We start from the raw sequence: 23,281 nt of genomic DNA, 5'->3' as shown, positions 1-23,281 counted from the left end.
ATGGACAAAAAGGAAAAGAAAGAAAATAAAACTCCTAGGAAAGAAGGTGCTATTGCCTATATGGCCAAAAACTCCATTGCCACCAACCTACTTATGTTAGTGCTTCTCGGCGGTGGAATATTTACCATGTTCAAAATACAAAAGGAGGTATTTCCGGAATTTCAGTTAGATTTTGTTGAAGTTTCAGTGGCCTATCCAGGTGCCTCCCCGGCAGAGGTGGAACAAGGTATTCTGCAACCCGTGGAGGAAGCCGTTAGGGCAGTTCAGGGAATCAAGGAAATTGCTTCCGAAGCCAATGAAGGCTCGGGACAGATTCTTATAGAACTTGTTGCGGGATCGGAACGCATGAAAGCCTTCCAAGATATTGATCAGGCCATCAATCGCATACGTACCTTTCCCGATGATATTGAACAGCCCATTGTAAGTCTACAATCCCGTCAACGGGATGTACTTCAAATTGGATTATATGGCAAGGCAGATATATGGACCTTGCGCCAATTGGCCGAACGCCTGCGCAATATCCTTCTCAGCAATCCCAAGATTACACAAGTGGAACTTGGAAATGTGCCCGATTATGAAACCCGGATCGAGATACCTCGCCACAACCTACAAAAATACAACCTGACCCTAGGTCAGGTAGCGGACATAATTCAACAAAGCAGTAATGACGTACCTGCCGGGGCTGTACAGACTCAAAGCGGAGAAATATTGCTTCGGATGCAGGAGCGGAAACAATGGGCCAAGGAATATGGAAATATTACTGTGATTTCCTCTGACTCTGGGGCCAAAGTAACCTTGGATGATATTGCCACAATAACCGATGGTTTTGAGGAAACCGGATTTCACGGACAATTCAATCAAGAAAACTATGTAGAACTTCGAATTTTCCGAATTGGGAACCAGTCTCCTCTGGAGATTGCCGATGCCGTTGAGGGTATCATGGAAGATTTCCAACTGCCGCCTGGAATCAAATATCGTACGGATAGCAATCGCGCTGCGGATTATAGGGAACGACTATCACTACTGACAGAAAATGGAATTCTCGCCATTATCATTGTGCTGATTATACTGACCCTATTTTTGGAGTATCGCCTAGCCTTCTGGGTAATGATGGGCATGACCGTTTCCTTTGTGGGCGGAATGATATTCCTACCACTCATCGGTATCAGCGTAAATATGATTTCCATGTTCGGATTTTTGGTAGTGCTTGGTATTGTAGTAGATGATGCCATTGTGGTGGGTGAAAATGTCTATGAATACCGTCAGAAGGGATTTAGCCCCATTAAGGCCGCCATTGCGGGGACCAAAGATGTTTCCTTGCCGGTAGTCTTTAGCATTGTAACAACCATTATAGCTTTTGTACCCCTCCTATTTATGCCCAGTGAAACGGGAAAATTCTGGCAGCCCTTACCTGCGGTTGTGATCGTTATTTTAGGGGTTTCACTACTTGAAGCGCTATTTATTTTACCATCCCATTTGGCTCAACTAAAAAAGGAAACAAATAAGAATAAATGGGTAAAAAAGCTGGAAGGCTGGCAGCGCACTTTTGCCAATGCATTTGACCGTTTTATAGAAAATAAATATCGCCCGCTATTGGACAAATGTTTACAATACAGATATATTACCCTAACTGCTGCCGTTGCACTATTGCTTATTGTGGGAGGCTATGGCTATAGTGGGCATATGGGACTGATCATGATGCCAGAAGTTGCGGCCGATGAAATAGAAGCTGGGGTTCGCTTACCGGTGGGCACAACCCCGGATCAGGCGGCCAAAGTAGCGCATGCTATCTCCAACTCCACCCAACGTATGTTCGAGGAACACAATCTTTATGAAGTAGCTGAAGGAATAAAAACCAATGTTCGTGGGCAGAATTTTATAGACGTTGAAATCGTGATGTTGCCACCAGACCAACGCGATATTACAGCTGCCGAGATCATTGCCCTATGGCGCGATAATATTGGAGACATTGAAGGGGTAGACCAAATTACCTTTGAGGCAGAAAGAGGCCCTGGTGGCGCAAGGCAGGCCATTAGCATAGACCTCAGCCATTCGGACATCAATGTGCTGGAAAAAGCTAGTGGTGCTTTTGTGGAAAGGATGAAAGCTTTTTCCAATACGCGTGATGTCACGGACAACTATAATAAGGGAAAAATGCAGTTCGACTTTAAGCTATTGCCACAAGGCAGAAGCCTTGGACTCACTTCGGACGAGGTAGGGCGCCAGGTGCGCGATGGTTTCTTTGGAGCTTTGGCAATGAGACAGCTGCGGGGAATGAACGAAATTGAAGTACGGGTAAAACTGCCGATTGAAGAACGTAAGGATATTCAAAACTTGGAAAATTTCTTGATCCGTACTCCAGGGGGGATAGAAGTTCCGTTGATGGATGTTGTGGAAGTTGAGCAAAGGGAAGCCTTTAGCAGTATCAATCGCAGGGACGGACGCAGAATAGTGAATGTTGGTATGGACGTTGAACCCGCCAATGCAGTTACCAGGGTCATCAATATGGTGCAGGAAGAAACACTACCCCAATTACGTGCCGATTTTCCTGGAATCACTTGGAGCTTTGAAGGTAGTCAGGCAGATATGAGGGAAAGCACCAACACCCTTAGGGCAGGCTTCGCCATTGCCATGGGCTTAATTTATGTATTGCTGGCCATAGCCTTTCACAGTTATGCGCAACCCTTAATTGTAATGACCGCCATTCCATTTGGTATAGTAGGTGCCGTTATAGGCCACATCTTGCTTGGCTATGACCTCTCATTGGTAAGTTTAATGGGCGTTATAGCATTATCGGGAGTGGTAGTCAATGATTCTTTGATCATGATAGACTATGCCAACAAACGGCGGAAGGAAGGCAACCCCATATACACTTCCATACACGAAGCGGGCCTTAGAAGGTTTAGACCTATAATGCTCACAACCATGACCACCTTTGGAGGTTTGGCCCCTATAATCCTTGAAACTTCGAGTCAGGCCTATTATTTAATCCCTATGGCAATTTCCTTAGGATTCGGTATCGTATTTGCCACTGCCATCATTTTGGTCATTGTGCCCTGCTTATATTTAACGCTAGAGGATATACGGCTGATGATGGAAAAAGGTAGAACGGTAAGGCAAATGGATGTATCTAAAACCAAAGCCCCTGAAAACAGTGTACTGGTGGATAAATAAAATATCCTCAATTCATTCCTGAACGCATAAAAATATAAATGAAATAAAAGTTTTATCTACTCCCTTAAAGACATGTATTTCCAACAAAGGTTAGACACACGAACATTAACTATATAGTTGTATCAAGCAGGAGCTTTATATTCTTGCAAAAAAAGCAAAGCAATTAACTAAATTGCGCTATTCCACAAAATAAACAGGGTGAATAATTTTAAAGTGAAGTGTTATGCAGGCCCTCTGTCTCTATAGTCTTGAACAGATCGGAAAGAATGGAATCCGACAATGGTTTTACTATAAAGTCTTTTACTATATCATAGGTTTTGGCCCTTTCAATGTCCTGATTATCTATTGAAGAGCTCACTATATACACTCTTGGCTTGTTCTCAATGGGCAATTTTACAAACTCATCCAAAAATTCCCATCCATCCATAATGGGCATATTGAGATCCAAAAAGATAACATCGGGTAGTTTTTCACCGGATTTGGCCATTGAAGTGAGATTTTCCAGGGCTTCCTTTCCATCCTCATGTACTATAACAGAGGAACCAAAACAACTGTTGTAGTTTAATAAAACTTTGGTTCCATAAACAAAAATGGGATCATCATCAATAATGCATACTGTCTCTATCTTCATAACCTTAAAAAGTGTAAAAAAGGCCCATTCAAATCACTAAGGCATTGTCCTTTCCAATTAATTACAGTGGGTTATTTTTAAGCTACAATAATCTGAGAAATAATGCCAAGGATTTGATGCTCCTTAGTTGGGTAAGTCTAAATTTTTATAATGTAATATTTTTCCTATAAATCTTGTTTTTACAAATGTAGGTAAAAAATAGAAACCAAAATGGTGTATTTTAGTGCAAACACCTGCATTTCAACGGATAAAGCTGCATTTTATATAATAGTTCACACGATTTGCCTGCGGGAGGTATTTAATAATTTGCATAGGACTCCTACAGAGGTTGTTTAAGGACAATCACCCACATGGCCAGAAGAGTTGCAAAAAATCAGATTTGCCACAACACCAATCGCTCTTGCTCCTACATTATTTTTATGGATCCATACCCCTAAGCCCTATTCAATATATAGCTTTTAACTTTTTTACCATCCTTTAATTCGTTCAATATCCAGGTATCCTTATTTTCGCCATCGAGCAATCTCCAATTCTTTTCAGGTTTTGTTAAAAGTTTTTTTATATCTCTCGGAAAGGCATTGGCTGCCCTTGCATTTTCCCAAGTTCTGATCACTTTAAAAATGGCCTCCTTTTGCGGACAGCTTTCCACATCTTTCTGATTTAAATAAAGACTATAGGTAGTACCAAGACCTACCGAAATTGCCTGTATATGTTCATATTGCTCAACTGTGGAATTGGCATTGATAGGAAAATTTCCACCCATTCCCACGGGAAAATAATTGGCAAATGTTACATCCCTAAGATCCTTTCCCTGGCTAGTAGCGCTTCCCCATTCCCTAGTTTCCACATCATATAAATTCTTTCCCCCTCCTACGTTCCAAATACTTTGATAATGCCAAGAACCTTCGGATAAGGTAGCGCCCGTAAATCGGATAGAAGGAATTCCATGCATAGCGGCCCTGTCGAACATTTTTCTAAAAAAGCGTTTGGCAGAATAATATCCGTGTCCATTATTAAACAAAAACTCCTGCCCGTCAAAATCGTAATAGCCCAGGCCATTAATAAAACTTACATCGGCATAGTACTCCGCAATTTTATCCTGAAGCTTCATATTGGGTATCAATCCGTCATAGCCATAATTAATTGTAACCTGCAATTTACATATAGTATCATTGGTGCTGTGCTCTGTGGGCGTGGTTCCCCAATATCCCCGTTCTACATTTAACAGGCGATAGGGTTCCACTTCCGAGATTCCTAGATAATGGATAAGCTCCTTCCCTATTTTTACCATATTTAAGTTCTCCGCATGACCCTCCCAACTGGCAATCTCGTCCAAATACTTGGGGTCATCCACAATTATTAAGGTATCTGTTGTGCTAATATTATTTACCAACAAGCGTTTTTGTTGGCAACAAAGACTATCACTGGGAATTGGACTCGCGTCCTTGGTACCAGGCGCCAAAGAAGTGGTTATAGGGGTCCTCCCAATGGTAAGCCCGTATTTTGCAGCCATATTGGCAAACTCCTTATGCGACAAATTACCAGAAGTCAGCTTCAATGGTTTCTTTTCGAAATCCTTTCCATCTATATATCCCTCGTTAGCCCGATCCGGACGCAAAAAGCTCTGATCGTACAAACTGATCGCTTTAAAGCCCAATCTGGAGGTATAGGATACAATACTATCGTAAAGGCCTCCACTGGTAATAGCATCCGGAACATATGCGGTAGGGTCTTTCACCCATTTTCCGTCTATCTTGGGATATGGAAGTCCTTCCGACAAAACAATATCCTGAATCACATCCATCAAGGCAGTGCTATCCGGACTACCCCATAAAGCTACCGAAGACCCAATATAATCAATACCGGGCACAGGTTCAACTTGCAAATGGTTGGGTGTATTTGCCTGCATATTGGGTATCAGGGAAAAATAAACCTCTCTTTTTTTTGTTCTGTCCCTGGAATTATAAGTGATAGAGATCCTTCCCTTATTATCAATTTCAGCAGCATTGCCGTACAAAATCCTATAATAAGGTTCCTTGTGGGCATAAAAGGCTACATCACTGATTCCATTGCCCCCCAAGGTGAAAATTTGCCCCTCATATAGGTCTTCCGGCAATGGAAATTGAATAGTATCAGGAGAATGGATAACATATTGAAAAGGTGCGGCGTCTCCTATGGTCCTGGACTTTCCGCCCAAAGTATTATCGTCCAGGGCCAGCATACCGATGGCATAATTAACGGTTTCACTGGTATCGCGGGCCACTCCAATGATTTCCCCAAAAAGATTGGTAATATTGGTATGGATAGAACCCCATTGCACACCTTCAATATCTTCCCGGTTGGTCAAGGAAACAAGGGTAAATTTCAGATATTTATCCTTCGGCTCAACTCTGATTTCAGCCTTGGAATTGTTGGGATAGGCCAGCTCAATTATATTTTGCGGCTCGTTAAATTCGGCACTCAGTGGCCGGTACAAGGTGTCTAGCTTACTATTGTACAAAGTCAACAATGGAGAGGGCCTATCGGATGGACTCAACTCCCTTGGCTGAGGCTTTGTAAGGTCTTTTATGCTATAAATAAGGCCTTGGTTATCGATACTTATTTTCAAATAATTCGTACCGAAACTGGTTTTTGAACTTTGGGAACAGCCAAGTACTAAAGTTAGTAATAGAAAGAGAAAAAATCCACGTCCATTTTTCTTTAAACAATGACCGATATTAAAAATTGTATCTATCAAATTGAAAACCATTTATGATTTAAAAGATTACCTATTACCATTGCTAAAAACAAATCCTTGATAGTAGCAACATCTTTATTCAATATTTGTTTTGGAAATATCGATGTCGATAGCAAGGCTGTCCTTTACAATAGAATCCAGGGGCATCTCTCCTGGAAATATTCCCTGAATGCTGTCAATTTCTATGGGTTTATCTTGTAGAATGGCAAGGGTATCCTTAATTCGCAATTCCTGTAAATAGGTAGAATCGGTTTGAGCAAACTCATAAGCCTCGGCTGCATTGGATTCCACAAAAGGCCTGCAGGGAAAATAATCAAAATCGTACTTAAAATTAGTGAGCAAAGGTCTTTTCCAATAACTCAAATTCTTTAATATAGAGGCTACAATTGGCAGGGCAGTATTGGCACCAGACCCCATACTGGTAGACGCAAATTGCACCCGTTTGTCAAAGGTGCCCACCCAAGAACCGACAACCAGCTCTGGTGAACAAGCAATAAACCAGCCATCGCCATTATTCTGGGTAGTTCCGGTCTTTCCAATAATATTAAAAGGAATCTCATAACCCAATAAACGCGACCCAGTGCCTTCCCTAATAACACCTTCCATCATTTTCTGCAAGGCCTTAATATTTTCGGTGCTCGCCACCCTTCCTTCGTACCTCGGTTTTGCTTCAAACAAAACATTGCCCTGTTCATCTTCTATACGATCAATAGCATAAGGTTTTACATTGTTTCCACCATTGGAAATACTGGCATATGCTGTTACCATTTCCAACAAACTGATATCGGCCGTACCCAATACGATGGATGGGACATTCGGAAGTTCCGATCCTATACCCATTTTCTTTGCCTGGTCCAAGACCCTCTCCGTTCCCGTTCTTAGTTGCAGGGTTACCGAAACCGTATTAATGGAATTTGCCAATGCACCATGCATAGAATAACTGCCACCGTACTTATTATTGGAATTTCGGGGTCTCCAATCCTCGTATTTGGAATATGTGATTAGATTATTGTCATAATAGTTACAAGGGTCCTCCCCTGCCTGCAAAGCAGCCAAATAGGTAATAGGCTTAAAAGTAGATCCGACCTGTCTAGGCGTAACAACATTGTCTATTTGGCTAAATCCGTAATCGATACCACCTACATAGCCCAATATCCGCCCAGAAGCACTGCTAACAGCTATAACCCCAGCATGTAATCTATTGATACTTTTTGCGATAGAATCTTCCAAAGATTGCATTTGCTCTTCAAATCCCTTGCCGATTACCCAGTATTTTCTCTTCCGCTTTTCCTTGACAAAGGCTGCTATTTCCGCCTCGGTCCTACCACTTTGTCGCATTTGCTGTACCTCCCTATTTTGATCCACCAACTTTTGAAGAAGCACTTCCCTACCTCCCTCGGTGGTTGCTGCCGCCCAATAGGTATCCATAAGTTTCTGAAGATTGTCCGCCTGTCTATGCAGGGCAGCTTCGGCATATTTCTGTATGTTGGTATTTAAGGTGGTATAAATGTTTAACCCGTCCGCCTCCAAATCATAGATATGACCATCCGGCGCAGGGTTGTCCTCAGCCCACAAAGCAAACTCCGTTGCTACATAATCCTTGAAGTATGCAGAAAAAGAAGACACTTTCTTTGGTGTTTGATAATTTAATTTTAAGGGAGTCTGGGCCTCTTCAAAAGTTTCAGGGGTGATATAATCGTATTTAAGCATTTGCGACAGAACCACATTCCGTCTCTGTTCGGCCCGTTCCGGAAAATTTCTTGGATTATAATAGGATGGGGCCTTTAGTAGGCCAACCAAGGTAGCGCTTTCGTGCAAGGTTAATTCCTCTGGCGCCTTATTAAAAAAACGAAATGCCGCCTTTTCAATACCGTAGATATTTTCGCCAAAGGAAACTGTGTTGAAGTACAGCAATATAATATCCTCCTTATCGTAAATACTTTCCAGTCTTCTTGCAATGAATATCTCCCTAATTTTATTGATTGGTGTAGAAAGAAAGAACTGTTGCTCCCTCCCAAACAAATTTTTGGCCACCTGTTGGGTAATGGTACTACCTCCTCCTGCATTTTGTTGCAAAATGATGGATTTTATCAATACCCGTGCATAACTTTTGTAGTCTATTCCCCTATGCTCATAGAACCTTGAATCCTCCGTGGCTACAAGTGCCTGTATTAAAGGGGGTTTTATTTGCGAACTATCGGCATTTGATCTGTTTTGAAGATAATAATACCCTATTGGCTCTTTATTGGAGGCATAGATTGTAGAGGTAACAGGGTTTTTTAGGCTTTTTAAATAAGCTTTGGTCGGTAATTTCCCAAAAGCACCTAGGTAAATAACCAGGAAAAATAAAAACAGACTACAAAATCCCGCAATAGCTGCAAATAGCAATGATTTAAAGGGATGTTGCCTAACATAGATCATTAATCTACGGAACCTTGACCAGGTTTGCGCCAAAACATTTTTTATGCCTTTAATTATCATAATACCTTTTAACAAATTTCCGCAATTTAAATGCGATTACAAATAAAAACAATCCAATATTCATTATCAGCTCTCTTTTTCACCTTAAATAAATTACAGTGTGATTGCAGAAAATAATTGTAACGAAAACCGAAAGTTCTAAAGTCATTATCCATGTAATACAGAAGATTATAAATTGGACAGGGAAAGGGCACAAATATTTATCAATGGACTTGGACCTTGCTGCAAAAACAGATTGTATTGACTTATATCAGAAATAAACATAATTACACCGAATATATCCACATTAACTTTTATAATTTACAGTTGTTCTTTATCTTGCTGACTAATTGCTTTTTAGAGGTCCCAAATTCGTTTTAAAAGAATTATAATTTTAAGATAAATTGTAACATTTGCGCTTTATCTTTGTAAAACAATGTGGATTTCCTTTGAGCAAGGTAGATTGATAACCGCATTAAATACATATCTAAAAAATACTGTATTTTTTGTTTTGATGGCATTATAGATTTTAATGCTTACAACCGGAAGTTTATTTACATATTTAGAATCCGATCTTATGATAACACAGGTAACAAAAGGCATTAAAATTTCGGTAAACACCAGTTTTGAAGGAACTTTCTTCAAGAACTACAAAATGCATTTTGCTTTCGGCTATACCATAACCATAGAAAACCAAAGCAAGGATTCGGTACAATTGACATCACGTCATTGGCAGATTTATGATTCCTTGAATGAATTGGAAGTATTGGACGGCGAAGGGGTAATTGGCAAAAAGCCGGTTATCAAACCCGGTGAATCCCATACCTACAGTTCCGGATGCCTTTTGGCTTCCACTATTGGGGCCATGAAGGGCCATTACAATATGGTAGGCATAAATAATCCCGAGAAATTCAGGGTGTACATTCCCACATTTAAGTTTAGTGCTCCATTTGCACTAAATTAAATTTCAAACCCTTCTTTTTTTATTAATATTTCCATGATGCTTTTTTATGGAAAACGCTGTGCACTGTTTTAACAACAATTACGGTATTTCCTTTTATTGCCATTCTTTCCCCGAATCCTAAAATTCACCTAGCTCTTAGTTTTATTTTCGCTGACGCATTTAGTACCTTTACCGTGAATTTGAACTTAAAAAAGAATATCATGGGCAAAGGATTTTTTCAAGTCCCCACGGCATACAACGAACCTATTAAAAGTTATGCCCCGGGCACTCCAGAGCGGGAAGAAGTACTAAAGCAATACAGTGTCTATTTCAATGGCAACGCAGACATTCCAATGTACATTGGCGGAAAAGATATTAAAACTGGAAACACCAGAACTATTTCCCCTCCCCACGACCATCAGCACATAGTTGGCCAGTACCATACTGCCAGCAAGGAAGATGTATCCAATGCTGTATCCAACGCTTTGGAAGCTAGGAAAAAATGGGCAGATTTGGAGTGGGAACAACGCGCTGCCATATTCCTAAAGGCCGCTGAATTGATTTCGGGACCATATAGGGCAAAGATCAATGCCGCAACTATGATTGCGCAGTCAAAAAATATACATCAGGCCGAAATTGATTCTGCCTGTGAACTTATAGATTTCCTTCGTTTCAACGTTGAATATATGTCGCAGATCTACGAGGAACAGCCAGATTCTGCGGAAGGTATTTGGAACAGGGTGGAATACCGACCTTTGGAAGGCTTCATCTACGCCATAACCCCATTTAATTTCACTGCAATTGCTGGAAACCTTCCAGCAAGTGCGGCAATGATGGGAAATGTGGTATTATGGAAACCTAGTGATAGTCAGGTGTTTTCTGCCAAGGTAATCGTGGATATCTTTAAGGAAGCCGGACTACCCGATGGCGTTATCAATGTGGTTTACGGAGATCCTGTAATGATTACAAAAGTAGCTTTGGACAGTCCGGATTTCGCCGGAATCCACTACACAGGATCCACCCATGTATTTAAGGAATTGTGGAAACAAATTGGAAACAATATCCACAAATACAAAACCTATCCTAGGATTGTAGGTGAAACTGGGGGCAAGGATTTTATAATTGCACACCCTACCGCCAACACAAAACAGGTTGCAACTGCCATTGTGAGGGGAGCTTTTGAATTCCAAGGCCAGAAATGTAGTGCGGCCTCCAGGGTTTATCTTCCAAAATCCACATCCAAGGAAATATTGGAATACGTAAAGGCTGATGTAGAATCATTCAACAAACCTGGTTCTCCCGAGGATATGGGCAACTTTATTACGGCGGTTATCCATGAAGCTTCTTTTGACAAATTGGCAAAGTACATTGACCAGGCCAAAAAGGACAAGAATGCCGAAATTTATGTGGGCGGAAATTATGACAAATCCAAGGGCTACTTTATAGAGCCTACCGTGATAGTAACCACCGACCCAAAATATACCACTATGGAAACCGAACTTTTCGGCCCTGTAGTCACTATTTACGTGTATGAGGACAAGGATTGGTCCAAAACGCTTACCTTGGTAGATAGCACATCCGAATACGCCCTTACGGGTGCCGTACTCTCTGGGGATCGTTATTCTATTGCTGAAGCAACCAAAGCATTACAGAACTGTGCCGGCAACTTTTATATTAATGACAAACCTACAGGTGCCGTTGTAGGACAGCAACCATTTGGTGGTGCACGAGCTTCCGGCACCAATGACAAGGCTGGTTCCGCACAAAACCTTTTGCGTTGGGTTTCCCCTAGGCTTATAAAGGAAACTTTTGTTACTCCAGTAGATTATAGATATCCATTCCTGGGATAAGGGAATACAAATAAATAAACAAGGCCCGTATTTGCTTAGTGCAGATACGGGCCTTGCCTATTATATAAATCCACTCGCTCTTAACAGTCATTTTACTCCTAAAGCCCTTAATTTGGGCAGACTAAAGCCATCTATTTCGGAATAATACCGGGCAAAAGGATAGATTTAACATAAATTAAACCAGCTTTCACACAATTATAATGTAAATTTAACGTTAACTTATTGTAAATTTACAGTGAATTTAAAGTTAACTCTAAAGCCCAAAGTCATGAAAGAAAGTATCGAAAACAAAACTCCGAAAAAATCGAAAAGTTTTTCATTTAGGAATATCCCCAATTACATTAAGGCATACGCCAAAACTTGTAGGGAGTCTTATTACCACATGTTAAGTCTATAAAATTAGCCCTTAAATTTTACGGGTAAGTAAACCAATTTTTTGGTTTCAAAGAATTCCTCTTCAAATATTGCCGAAAGATCATAGACTTCAACGGTACGGTATTCCTTTAATTCTTCTTCAAGATCCCCTCCTTTTAAATAGAGGATTCCATTCTTACGTTCGTGTTCGGATTTCTTTTTTATTTTCCCTTTCACCCAATGTGTAAATGTCGGCATTGCCGCTACTGCCCTACTAACAATAAAATCGAACTGCCCCTTAATCTCTTCAACTCTCGAATTAACCGCGGTGACATTTTCAATTTCCAATCCCGCAACAACTTCCTGAACTACTTTGATCTTTTTTCCAATGGCATCAACCAGTGTAAAATGGGTCTCGGGATATAAAATGGCCAAGGGAATCCCAGGAAACCCACCTCCGGTTCCTACATCCAAAACTTCCGCCCCGGGATTAAATTTTTGAAACTTGGCAATTGCCAATGAATGGAGCACATGTCGCAAATACAGCTCATCTATATCCTTTCTGGAGACTACATTTATCTTTACGTTCCAATCCTGGTACAAATGTTGCAATTTTTCAATTTGCTGTTTCTGCAAATCCGTTAAATCTGGAAAATATTTATAAATGATTGTGTAGTCCATTATGATTCGTTAAATTTTTGCAAAAATAGCACTTTAATGGGCATGGCCTACGTTTTAACAAAGCAGTTATACATAATTTGGGCTGTATTTGCCTTATATTTACAAAAAATTAAATCATGGACAATAAACCCATAAGATTTTCAAGAAAAGACTCAGCACAGTTTTTCAAAACCCTAAATAAGCGCGTTAATGATTATTTCAAGGAAAACAACCTTAAAAAAACAGGGAACTGGAAATTGCACTTAAAAACCGCAGTAATGTTTGCCTTATTTTTGGCCCCCTATTTTCTAATCCTGACCCTAGGGCTTCCAAATTGGGCGAATTTATTGCTCACCATTACTATGGGAGTGGGCATGGCCGGAGTTGGGATGAATGTAATGCACGATGGAAATCACGGTTCCTATTCCAATAAAAAATGGGTAAACAAACTCATGGGCGGAAGTATCTACATCCTGGCTGGTAACGTATACAACTGGCAGGTTCAACACAACGTATTGCACCACACCTACACCAATATCCACGAACACGATGAGGATTTGGAAGCAGGAAGGATCCTGAGGTTTTCAAAGCATGCCAAGTGGCACAGATTCCATAAATTTCAACATTTTTACTCCATCTTCCTTTATGGCCTTCTTACATTTAACTGGGCCATAACAACGGATTTTCAACAGATGTACCGCTATACCAAAAGAAAATTGGCCTATGGCAAGTTCCCTAATCCGTTTATGAACTGGAGTATGCTGGTAGTAACCAAGCTTATATATCTAACCATCTGGATCGTGTTACCCATGGTATTTCTAGATATTGCCTGGTGGAAAATTCTTTTAGGTTTTTTCATAATGCATTATGTTGCAGGAGTAATTCTGAGCGTAGTTTTTCAATTGGCACATGTTGTGGACGAAGCGGAAACGCCACTTCCAGAGAAGGACGGTACCATGAAAAATACTTGGGCCATCCATCAATTGTTCACTACCGTAAACTTTGGTACCAAAAACCGTATAGTAAACTGGTTTACAGGAGGTTTAAATCATCAGGTGGAGCATCATATTTTCCCAAATATTAGTCATATACATTACACAAAAATTGCCAAAATTGTTAAAGAGACTGCAAATGAGTTTAATTTGCCATACAACGAATATAAAACTACAAGAAAAGCTATAATTTCGCACTTCAAACATCTAAAGGAACTGGGCAAAAAACCCAAATTTCAATATCAGTAAATTATAATATACAAATGAAGAACCATTTATCCGATAGGATCAATTCCATGTCCACCTCGGCCACATTGGCTATGGCCGCTAAAGCCAGAGAATTAAAAAATGAAGGTAAAGACATCATTGGCTTAAGTCTTGGGGAACCTGACTTTAATATCCCTGATTTCATCAAGGAAGCCGCCAAAGAGGCCATAGACCAAAATTACAGCAGTTATTCCCCTGTGGATGGCTATGCCGATTTAAAGCAAGCCATTGCCAATAAATTTAAACGGGACAATGGACTTACTTACGGCCTTAACCAGATTGTAGTCTCTACAGGAGCTAAACAATCCTTGGCAAATATTGCCATGGTTATGCTCAATGATGGTGACGAGGTTATTCTACCAGCTCCTTATTGGGTAAGTTATAGCGATATTGTGAAATTGGCCCAAGGTGTGCCCGTAGAAGTACCTACAAGCATTGACACCGATTTTAAGATGACTCCGGAACAATTGGAGAAGGCCATTACGCCTAAGACCAAAATGATGTGGTTCAGCTCTCCATGTAATCCAAGTGGATCTGTTTACAACCAGGAAGAGTTGGAAGGTTTGGCCAAAGTATTGAGAAAGCATCCCAACATTTTTGTGGTATCGGATGAAATATATGAACATATCAATTTTAGAGGAGGACATGTAAGTATTGCCAATATAGAAGGCATGTACGATCGAACCATTACGGTAAACGGTGTTTCCAAGGCATTTGCTATGACCGGATGGCGTATTGGATATATAGGAGGTCCGGATTGGATTGCCAAGGCCTGTACCAAATTTCAGGGCCAGATTACCAGTGGTGCCAATTCTATTGCCCAACGTGCAACCATAGCTGCTCTCAATGCCCCAATTTCCTCCATTAAATTTATGATCGACGAATTCCATAAGAGACGCGATCTTGTCTTGGAACTATTGGGAGAAATAAAAGGATTTAACCTTAATGTCCCTGAGGGAGCATTTTATGTATTTCCCGATATCTCCAGCTTCTTTGGAAAAACAATTAACGGTACATTGATCAATAATGCTTCCGATTTTGCGCTTTACCTTTTGGAAAAGGCAAATGTAGCTACAGTAACCGGTGAAGCTTTTGGAAATGATAATTGCATACGTATTTCCTACGCGGCTTCAGAGAAGGAACTAAGGGAAGCAATGGCCAGAATAAAGGCAGTCTTATAATACAGACTTTAGTCTTAAAAAAAATGGACGTCCTAACCGACGTCCATTTTTTTTAATATTCTAAGTACGCTTCCAAAAATAGGGAGAAAACAGAATCAATACTGTGAATAGCTCCAACCTACCCAAGAGCATTAGAAAACCACACCACCATTTCCCCAGGGCCGGAAGGCTATTAAAATTGACCAACGGATTTAAAGTACCCAAGGCCGGACCTACATTCCCCAGTGAGGAGGCTGCCCCCCCAATGGCACTTTCAAAGTCCAACCCCAGTGCACCAAGCACCAAGGATCCAATGATAAATAACAACATATAGAGTACAAAAAATGCAATTATATTGTACACGATGTGTTCGGGTACCGTCTTGTTATTATAGCGAACAGGAATAACGGCATTGGTATGCAGTGTACGCTTAAATTCCAACAGGCCATTTTTGATAATTAGCAAATGCCTCATCACCTTGATGCCCCCTGCGGTTGAACCAGCAGAACCCCCAAGGAAAAACAGTCCAAAAAAGAATATGGTCAAAAAAGGCGTCCAGGAAGTAAAATCGGCAGTAACAAAGCCTGTTGTCGTAATAACCGAGACCACTTGAAACAAGGTATGTCTAAAGGCACTTTCCCCCTCTCCCAAAACCATAGGATGAAAATTGGACATCGGTACATTGGCCTGAAAATAAACAACCAAACTGGCCACTATGGTAAAGCAAAAAATAAAAATGGAATAGAATTTAAATTCCTCATCCATTATCACTTTTTGCACCTTGCCCTTAAAGGCATAATAGCTTAATACGAAGTTGCTACCGGCTAAAAACATGAACAAAATAACAATATATTGTATTAAAGGTTGATCGTTCCAATAAGCCATACTGGCGTTTTTGGTAGAAAAACCTCCAGTGGAAAGGGTTGCCAAAGAATGGTTTACTGCATCAAAAAAGGACATTCCGGCCAATTTCAACAATAGGGTCTCGGCCACGGTATAGCTAAAGTAAATCAACCAAAGTCGCTTGGCTGTATCCGTAATCCTTGGATGTAATTTGTCCCCACTTGGCCCAGGAGCCTCAGCGGCAAACAATTGCATTCCCCCAATACCCAATAAAGGCAAAATAGCAATTGCAAGAACTATAATCCCCATCCCACCTATCCAATGGGTTAAACTCCTCCACAATAGGATCCCTTCCGGTAAAACCTCTATATCGTCCACCACCGAAGCACCAGTAGTGGTATACCCGGACATAGTCTCAAAAAAGGCATTGGTGACGTCTGGAATGGCCCCTGAAAAAAGATAGGGCAACATCCCCGAGGCGGACATGACCAACCAACCAAAAGTAACAATGATGTATCCTTCCTTTCGCTTAACCTCTTTTTTGTGGTTTCGCGTATAGAACATGGCCAAAACACCAACAAGCATCGTAACCACTGCCGCAAGGGTAATATCCAAGGTAGCCCCATCATCATAGACTCCACTTACCACTGCAGCCAAAATCATAAAAAAACCATTACAAAGTAATAGCAATCCCATGAGGTGAAAGATAATTTTCGAATTTAAGCCCATACTAAAGGAATAGCTTTTCAATTTTCGGAATGGCACTTGGCAAACAACACACCACTACCCTATCGCCTTCTGTAATTCTAAATCCCCCTAAGGCAATAATCCCTTGATTATCGCGGATTACCCCTCCAATGGTAGCTTCCTCAGGAAATTCCAGCTCCCTAATTATTTGTCCGTTTACCTGCGATGTTGGCTTAACAATGAATTCTAAAATCTCTGCATTTAAATTATTCAGCCTGGTCATCGCTACAATTTCGCCTTTACGGATATGCCTGAAGATATTATTCGCAGCCAATAGCTTTTTATTTAGCAGGGTATCTATTCCTATGGAGTGTGATAATTGAAAATAATCCATATTCTCCACTAGGGCAATTGTCTTTTTAACATTTTTGGATTTGGCAACCAAGCAAGACATTATATTCGTTTCAGAATTTCCTGTAACAGCCACGAAAGCATCCATGGCCTCCAAATTTTCCTCTTCCAAAAGCTCTACATTTCTACCATCACCATTAATGATGAGGGCATTGGGCAGCTCATCTGCCAAATCGAAAGCCTTTTCCTTACTTTTCTCAATAAGCTTTACGTTAAACTTATTTCTGCAAAGATCACGGGCGGTTTTAAAGCCTACCTTACTACCACCAAGTATCATCACGTTTTTGATTTCCTTCTTCTCCTTCCCAGTGAGTTTGTACAGTTCATCCAAGCCCTCTCTGGAAGTTATAAAATACACCTGATCATTATCCTTAAAAACAGTATCGCCCCTTGGCACTATTGTGTATTGGGTACCCATCCTTTGAATGGCGATGGGCATAAAATGTAGTTCAGAAAAAATCTGGGCTGCCTCCTTTACCGTCTTTCCTACAAAAGGTGCGGTACTCGGCAAGGATACACCCACCATGATCAGAAGACCTTCCTCAAATTCGTAAGTATTATTAAATGCGGATTGATTCAACAATAGTTGAATTTCGGTAGCTGCCAAAGCCTCAGGAGAAATAAGCTCATCTATACCCAAGTCCGGAAACCTAATGGCTTCCTTGTTATGAATAAATTCAGCGTTGGAGATACGGGCTATGGTACGCTTACATCCCAATTGTTTTGCCAACATGCACAAAGTAATATTAGTGGTCTCCGAAGAGGTTACTCCAATAACCAGATCGGATCTCTCTACCTGAGCATCCTTTAAAATGGCAATGGAAGTAGCGTCTCCCCTAAGCACCCTAATATCCAAATGACTGTCTGCATAAGATAAACTATCCTTATTACTATCTATCAGAGTAATATCCTGGGATTCGTAGGACAGTAATTTGGCCAAATGAAAACCTACTTCACCAGCCCCTGCAATAATAATTTTCATCTGTTATATAAATTGTTTTTCATCAATCGAAGTACACAATATTTAATGGTTAATCCTGTGTTGTTATAGTTTTACACCCCAAGTATCCTAAATTTAATTATAAACCAAATCTATTTCCTTTGTACAACTCCTTTTCGAATTCCGAATCAATCCATTTTTCCCATATAGGAAAGAAGCTTGCTAAATCATATTTCAATTAAAATCTGACTGTAAGCGCGACAAAATTACATAATTAAATTGGGTTGTATTCTAAAATACACCAGTTAAGCAGATAGAGGTCATCTCTTATTGTAAAAATTAGAAGTAAATCTTTAGGTCTATATAGTATCTTTACCAAAAATTTAATGATTATGGATAAAAAGGTGACCCCTTATAAAGATTCAACGCTAGGCAAAAAGGAACAGGTTACAAAAATGTTTGATACCATTTCTGGAAATTACGATGGACTTAACAGGGTTATATCCTTTGGAATTGATATTAGATGGCGAAAGCGCGTAGTATCCATAGTCTCCGAAAAAAAACCTGCGAAAATTTTGGACATTGCTACCGGAACGGGCGACTTGGCCATTAACATGACCAAAACAGGGGCCAAAGAGATTATCGGCTTGGATATCTCTCCAGGAATGTTGGAAGTTGGCAAAAGAAAAATTTTGGAAAAAAAACTGGGGGAAACTATCAAAATGATTGTTGGTGATAGTGAAAATCTGCCTTTTGAAAACAATTCCTTTGATGCCATTACAGTTGCATTTGGAGTACGGAATTTTGAAAATCTTGAAAAAGGACTCAAGGAAATATATCGGGTCCTAAAGCCAGGAGGCTCATTTGTAGTTCTTGAAACCTCCATTCCCACAAAAACGCCCTTCAAACAAGGTTATAAATTCTACACCAAATTCATACTGCCGGCCATTGGAAAATTATTTTCCAAAGATCGCAGTGCCTATGCCTATTTATCCGAATCCGCAGCTGCCTTCCCCCATGGAAAACAGTTCAACAATATTTTGGCAAAAATTGGGTTTATAGGTATAGACAATAGACCCCAAACATTTGGGGTTGCCTCTATTTACGTAGCTACAAAGTAAAATATGAAAAATATTTTTGTTCTTTTTATTGCTTTTTGTACTCTGGGCAACACGGCCATGGCCCAGTTTAATGAAAAACCCGTAATGAACCTTGAAAATGAGGACAAGCCATTACTAAATTGGGGATATTTTTTAGGCTTCAATCAATATGACTTTAAATTTGAATACAAAGACGATCTACCCGATATTCTGGTGGACAAATCATTTGGATTTAACGTAGGGCTGATCGGGGAACTGCGACTTAACAAATTTTTGGATCTTCGCTTCGAACCTGGATTGCACTACAACCAGAGAAATTTGGGCTTTCCAGGGTTTGATAACGAAAGGGATGCCATAAGGGAGGTAAAATCGACCTATATAAATTTTCCCTTGCTCCTAAAGGTCAGCACCCTAAGACTGGGGAATTGGAAACCATTTCTGGTTGGCGGGGCGTCTACCTCATTAAACCTGGGCAGTAATGAACAAAGTTTGGACGACAACAGCAGCGCTACTTTCCGAATGAAAAAGACCACCTATTATTACGAAATGGGTTTTGGGATTGATTTCTATTTGGAATATTTCAAGTTCACTCCCTCTATCCGCGGAGTTTTTGCCATTAATGATGAATTGGTACGTGATAATGACCCCAATAGCCCATGGACTGGTAATGTTGAAGCAATGATGACCAGGGGACTTTTTATCAATTTTACCTTTGAGTAGAGAATTATCCCCTTCTAATTTCGTTCAACAAAATGGCAGTGGCTGTCGCCACATTTAAACTTTCAGTAGTTTTGGGCCCGAACTGTGGAATACTAATTTTTTTCTCAACCAAGGCCTCAATGGCTTCCGACACCCCATTGGCCTCATTCCCCATTACCAATATTCCCCTTTTGGGAAATTTCTCCTTATAAACCTCTACACCATCCATAAACGCGCCGTACACTGCAACCTCGGAATTGCTGAAAATCCTTTTCAAATCTCCGTACACAATATTTACCCTGGTTATGGATCCCATAGTTGCCTGAAGAACTTTAGGATTATAGCAATCCACGGAATTGGATGAACATAGTAGGCTCTTGATCCCAAACCAATCGCAAAGGCGAATAATTGTACCCATATTTCCAGGGTCCCGAACATCGTCCAAAGCAATGATCCAATCAGAAAAATCCAATGGCTCGGGTACCGGAAAATGAAATACGCCCAAGACCTTATTTGGAGTGGACAATCCGCTCATTTTTTTCAATTCCCCTTCACTTATCAACTCAACAAAATCGGCCTCCCTGCCAAGCACTTTGCTGTCCGTAACATATATTTTATATACCTTCAGGGAAGAATCAAGTAGTTCCCGAACTGTCTTTATCCCCTCCACCACAAACAACTTGTTTTGCGTTCGGTACTTTTTTTGCTGTAAATTTTTTATAAATTTTATTTGGCTTTTAACAACCATACAAATAATGTATTTTTGACTTCTATGAGGACACGGCCGTGTATGCATTTAAACATTACGAAAATAGGATTATTATTGCTAGTAATTGCAATTACCTCCTGCAATGCAATAAAAAGAGTTGGCGATGACGAACTCCTATTGACCAAAAACCTAATTTATGCCGATAGTGTAAAAGTTACCGACGAAGACATACATAGCCTTATTTTTCAAAAACCCAACAGCACCTTATTGGGATACCCCCTAAGATTAAATCTTTACAACCTTGCCAAGAAAAACCCAGATTCTTCCTATCAGGTCTGGTTGCACAAAAAAGAAAAAAGAGAGCAGCGCCTAATCAATATACTATCTAAAAAACAGGTGGAAAGATTGGGAGAGTCCTTTTTGGTCAAAGGAGCCAGTGTATGGTTAAAGAATATTGGAGAACCTCCAACCATAATAGACACCTCAAGAACAAGAAGGTCGTTGCAAAGACTTAACGCCTATTATAAAAGTAAGGGATATTTTAATAACTCCACTACCTATAAAATAGATTCCAGCGCTAGAAAGCAACGGGCCATTATGAACTACAGGTTAGATCTGGGCACACCTTATCTTATAGACTCGGTATCCACGAATATTACTTCCACTGCCCTAGACTCCATCAACAAGGCAAACAAGAGTAATTCCTTTATAAAATCAGGGCAACGGATAGACCTCGACAATTTTAATAGTGAAAGGGAACGATTGACCAATCTTTTTAGAAACACCGGAATCCATAACTTTCAAGAGAGTTCCATTTCCTACGATTTAATTGGAGACACCACCAAACTGGGGAACAATCAAAAAATGGATATCCTTTTAAATATTGAAGATCTGAAAACCAGGACAGATAACGCACTTTCCACTTCGGAATACAAGGTACATACCTTCAAGAAAATAAATATTTACACCAACTACACCTTCAACAATGGGTTGGATAGCCTAAAAAAGGTGGATTATAAAGATTTCACGATCTATTACCAAGGAAAACTGAGATACAAGCCAAAAACCCTTACAGATGCCGTTTTCTTAAAAAAGGACAGTATCTACAGGGAAATTAACAGGATTAGAACCTACAGACAAATTACCAACCTTAACACTTTTAAATATCCCAATATTGAATTCGTTGCTGATAGTACGGCTTCAGAATTAACGGCCAATATCTATCTGTCGCCGCGTCCTAGATATTCATTGGGTACCGATTTTGATGTAACCCATTCCAATATTCAATTTTTAGGAATAGGGTTTAGTCCATCCTTACAAGCCAGAAATTTGTTCAAAGGTGCAGAAAACCTGAGCATTTCAGGAAGGATAAGCATTGGGGCTTCCAGTGATCCGGACATAGCGGACAACCGCTTTTTCAACATATTGGAAACGGGAGCCGATATCAACCTTAATTTACCTCGAATTTGGTTCCCCTTTGTAAATACATCCAGAATTATACCCAACTATATGCTTCCCAAGACCAAATTATCTATTGGAACGAGTTTTCAACAGAATATTGGCTTGGATAAGCAAACCTTGAATACAGTTTTTGGATATAATTGGTCCCCAACAGATTTCAAAAAGAATGCTGCCGAGCTGCTAAATGTCCAATTTGTTCGCAATGTAAACCCAGACCGGTTCTTTGCAGTATATGAGAGCACCTATGAAAATTTGGATGAAATTGCCGACAATTATGAAACCGATCCCGCACTGGCCGAATATTTTGAGACCGTTGATGGCAGTACGGATCTCCAGTTGATTATTCCTGAAGGTACTACGGGCTTTACCAACGCCATTCTAAATGGAGATGTCACTTCCAGCGACACGGATTTTGAGGATGTGAGCAGTATTGAGGAAAGGCGAATAAGGCTTACTGAAAACAACTTAATTTTCGCAAGCAATTACACTTTTACCAAAAACAATAAAACTGGCACAGCTGATAACGATTTCTATCAGTTTAGGTTCAAATTGGAAAGTGCAGGGAACCTATTGTCCGGAATATCCAAAATAATTCCATTCTACACTAGTGATGACGACAAGCTCTTGGTATTTAACGTCCCCTTTTCCCAATATATAAAAACCGAATTCGACTACATAAAACATTGGAGCACTTCAAGGACAAATGTATTGGCCTTTAGGAGTTTCTTTGGTATTGCGATACCCTATGGAAATTCGGACAACATACCCTTCGTAAGAAGTTATTTTGCCGGCGGTTCCAACGACAACCGCGCCTGGCTGCCTTATTCCCTGGGACCAGGCAGAACTGAAGACGTAAACGACTTTAACGAAGCAAATTTAAAAATCGCCTTCAATTTGGAATATAGGTTTCCAATAGTTGGTGATATTAAAGGGGCTCTATTTGCCGATGCCGGTAACATCTGGAATGCCCTGGACAATGTTACCGATGAGAAGGCCACCTTCGAAAATTTGGGCTCCTTGGCAGACATCGCTTTGGGAACCGGTCTTGGAATTCGTTACGATTTTACGTATTTTGTATTCAGGTTGGATATGGGTCTTAAAACTTATAATCCCGCTGAAGAATCTTCAAAAAGATGGTTTAGGGACTACAATCTATCCAACGCAGTATTCAACATAGGTATAAATTATCCTTTTTAAAGCTGA

15 protein-coding genes are annotated in these 23,281 nt (G+C 40.3%); 8 read left to right on the top strand and 7 right to left on the bottom strand.

The annotated features are described in order from the left end of the window. Nucleotides 1-3,174 carry an efflux RND transporter permease subunit gene (locus U735_RS0104545; protein ID WP_034248026.1) on the top strand — a complete coding sequence of 1,058 codons (3,174 nt, stop codon included), beginning with the start codon at nt 1-3 and terminating at the stop codon, nt 3,172-3,174. Nucleotides 3,175-3,382: 208 nt separating this feature from the next. Here the strand turns inward: U735_RS0104545 and U735_RS0104540 are convergent, their stop codons facing one another. The 3 genes from U735_RS0104540 to U735_RS24430 form a co-directional block, all read right to left on the bottom strand. After that, the gene (locus U735_RS0104540; protein WP_031442690.1) at nt 3,383-3,805 is read right to left on the bottom strand and encodes a response regulator; all 423 of its coding nucleotides are present in this window, start codon (nt 3,803-3,805) and stop codon (nt 3,383-3,385) included. A 433-nt stretch (nt 3,806-4,238) separates the two neighbouring features. Continuing rightward, a complete protein-coding gene (locus tag U735_RS0104535) occupies nt 4,239-6,413 on the bottom strand; it encodes a hypothetical protein (protein WP_180994019.1) in 2,175 nt (724 codons plus the stop codon). Between the two features lie 204 nt (nt 6,414-6,617). Beyond that, complete coding sequence (locus tag U735_RS24430; RefSeq protein ID WP_034248015.1) at nt 6,618-9,023, bottom strand: transglycosylase domain-containing protein; 2,406 nt, start codon at nt 9,021-9,023, stop codon at nt 6,618-6,620. Between the two features lie 556 nt (nt 9,024-9,579). Between U735_RS24430 and apaG the strand changes: the two genes are divergently transcribed. Both apaG and pruA read left to right on the top strand, forming a co-directional pair. Next, nucleotides 9,580-9,966 carry a Co2+/Mg2+ efflux protein ApaG gene (gene apaG, locus U735_RS0104525; RefSeq protein WP_031442687.1) on the top strand — a complete coding sequence of 129 codons (387 nt, stop codon included), beginning with the start codon at nt 9,580-9,582 and terminating at the stop codon, nt 9,964-9,966. A gap of 200 nt (nt 9,967-10,166) precedes the next feature. Further along, entirely contained in the window at nt 10,167-11,795 is a 1,629-nt protein-coding gene (pruA, locus tag U735_RS0104520) for an L-glutamate gamma-semialdehyde dehydrogenase (RefSeq protein ID WP_031442686.1), read from the top strand. A gap of 399 nt (nt 11,796-12,194) precedes the next feature. Here pruA and rsmG read toward each other — a convergent pair whose 3' ends face one another. After that, nucleotides 12,195-12,830 carry a 16S rRNA (guanine(527)-N(7))-methyltransferase RsmG gene (gene rsmG / locus U735_RS0104515; protein WP_031442685.1) on the bottom strand — a complete coding sequence of 212 codons (636 nt, stop codon included), beginning with the start codon at nt 12,828-12,830 and terminating at the stop codon, nt 12,195-12,197. Nucleotides 12,831-12,946: 116 nt separating this feature from the next. Between rsmG and U735_RS0104510 the strand changes: the two genes are divergently transcribed. Continuing rightward, nucleotides 12,947-14,050, top strand: coding sequence for a fatty acid desaturase family protein (locus U735_RS0104510; RefSeq protein ID WP_031442684.1), 1,104 nt, complete (start codon nt 12,947-12,949; stop codon nt 14,048-14,050). A 14-nt stretch (nt 14,051-14,064) separates the two neighbouring features. Beyond that, nucleotides 14,065-15,249, top strand: coding sequence for a pyridoxal phosphate-dependent aminotransferase (locus U735_RS0104505; RefSeq protein ID WP_031442683.1), 1,185 nt, complete (start codon nt 14,065-14,067; stop codon nt 15,247-15,249). A 60-nt stretch (nt 15,250-15,309) separates the two neighbouring features. On the opposite strand, the gene U735_RS0104500 is transcribed toward U735_RS0104505, so the two are convergent. Together U735_RS0104500 and trkA are read right to left on the bottom strand one after the other, a co-directional pair. Next, the gene (locus U735_RS0104500; RefSeq protein WP_031442682.1) at nt 15,310-16,800 is read right to left on the bottom strand and encodes a TrkH family potassium uptake protein; all 1,491 of its coding nucleotides are present in this window, start codon (nt 16,798-16,800) and stop codon (nt 15,310-15,312) included. Nucleotide 16,801: 1 nt separating this feature from the next. Then, nucleotides 16,802-18,151, bottom strand: a complete 1,350-nt coding sequence (trkA, locus tag U735_RS0104495) for a Trk system potassium transporter TrkA (RefSeq protein ID WP_031442681.1) — start codon at nt 18,149-18,151, stop codon at nt 16,802-16,804. Nucleotides 18,152-18,501: 350 nt separating this feature from the next. Between trkA and ubiE the strand changes: the two genes are divergently transcribed. Together ubiE and porT are read left to right on the top strand one after the other, a co-directional pair. After that, nucleotides 18,502-19,230 (top strand): bifunctional demethylmenaquinone methyltransferase/2-methoxy-6-polyprenyl-1,4-benzoquinol methylase UbiE, encoded by a 729-nt coding sequence (ubiE, locus tag U735_RS0104485; RefSeq protein ID WP_031442680.1) that lies wholly within the window; start codon nt 18,502-18,504, stop codon nt 19,228-19,230. Between the two features lie 3 nt (nt 19,231-19,233). Then, nucleotides 19,234-19,929 (top strand): type IX secretion/gliding motility protein PorT/SprT, encoded by a 696-nt coding sequence (gene porT / locus U735_RS0104480; protein ID WP_031442679.1) that lies wholly within the window; start codon nt 19,234-19,236, stop codon nt 19,927-19,929. Nucleotides 19,930-19,933: 4 nt separating this feature from the next. Here porT and U735_RS0104475 read toward each other — a convergent pair whose 3' ends face one another. After that, on the bottom strand, nt 19,934-20,656 hold the full coding sequence (locus tag U735_RS0104475; RefSeq protein WP_031442678.1) for a TrmH family RNA methyltransferase: 723 nt from the start codon (nt 20,654-20,656) through the stop codon (nt 19,934-19,936). 75 nt (nt 20,657-20,731) lie between these two features. On the opposite strand from U735_RS0104475, the gene tamL reads away from it, so the two are divergent. Next, nucleotides 20,732-23,275, top strand: coding sequence for a translocation and assembly module lipoprotein TamL (tamL, locus tag U735_RS0104470; RefSeq protein ID WP_316932999.1), 2,544 nt, complete (start codon nt 20,732-20,734; stop codon nt 23,273-23,275). Nucleotides 23,276-23,281: the final 6 nt, after the last annotated feature.

The sequence above is a fragment of the Arenibacter algicola genome (assembly GCF_000733925.1).
Classification (GTDB): Bacteria; Bacteroidota; Bacteroidia; order Flavobacteriales; family Flavobacteriaceae; genus Arenibacter; species Arenibacter algicola.
This window is presented reverse-complemented; position numbering and strand designations above follow the sequence as displayed.

What these genes read in the sequence shown, in the direction of transcription:
- U735_RS0104545 (WP_034248026.1), top strand. Translation starts at nt 1, where the DNA reads ATGGACAAAAAGGAAAAGAAAGAAAATAAAACTCCTAGGAAAGAAGGT.
- U735_RS0104540 (WP_031442690.1), bottom strand. Translation starts at nt 3,805, where the DNA reads ATGAAGATAGAGACAGTATGCATTATTGATGATGATCCCATTTTTGTT.
- U735_RS24430 (WP_034248015.1), bottom strand. Translation starts at nt 9,023, where the DNA reads ATGATAATTAAAGGCATAAAAAATGTTTTGGCGCAAACCTGGTCAAGG.
- apaG (WP_031442687.1), top strand. Translation starts at nt 9,580, where the DNA reads ATGATAACACAGGTAACAAAAGGCATTAAAATTTCGGTAAACACCAGT.
- pruA (WP_031442686.1), top strand. Translation starts at nt 10,167, where the DNA reads ATGGGCAAAGGATTTTTTCAAGTCCCCACGGCATACAACGAACCTATT.
- rsmG (WP_031442685.1), bottom strand. Translation starts at nt 12,830, where the DNA reads ATGGACTACACAATCATTTATAAATATTTTCCAGATTTAACGGATTTG.
- U735_RS0104510 (WP_031442684.1), top strand. Translation starts at nt 12,947, where the DNA reads ATGGACAATAAACCCATAAGATTTTCAAGAAAAGACTCAGCACAGTTT.
- U735_RS0104505 (WP_031442683.1), top strand. Translation starts at nt 14,065, where the DNA reads ATGAAGAACCATTTATCCGATAGGATCAATTCCATGTCCACCTCGGCC.
- U735_RS0104500 (WP_031442682.1), bottom strand. Translation starts at nt 16,800, where the DNA reads ATGGGCTTAAATTCGAAAATTATCTTTCACCTCATGGGATTGCTATTA.
- trkA (WP_031442681.1), bottom strand. Translation starts at nt 18,151, where the DNA reads ATGAAAATTATTATTGCAGGGGCTGGTGAAGTAGGTTTTCATTTGGCC.
- ubiE (WP_031442680.1), top strand. Translation starts at nt 18,502, where the DNA reads ATGGATAAAAAGGTGACCCCTTATAAAGATTCAACGCTAGGCAAAAAG.
- porT (WP_031442679.1), top strand. Translation starts at nt 19,234, where the DNA reads ATGAAAAATATTTTTGTTCTTTTTATTGCTTTTTGTACTCTGGGCAAC.
- U735_RS0104475 (WP_031442678.1), bottom strand. Translation starts at nt 20,656, where the DNA reads ATGGTTGTTAAAAGCCAAATAAAATTTATAAAAAATTTACAGCAAAAA.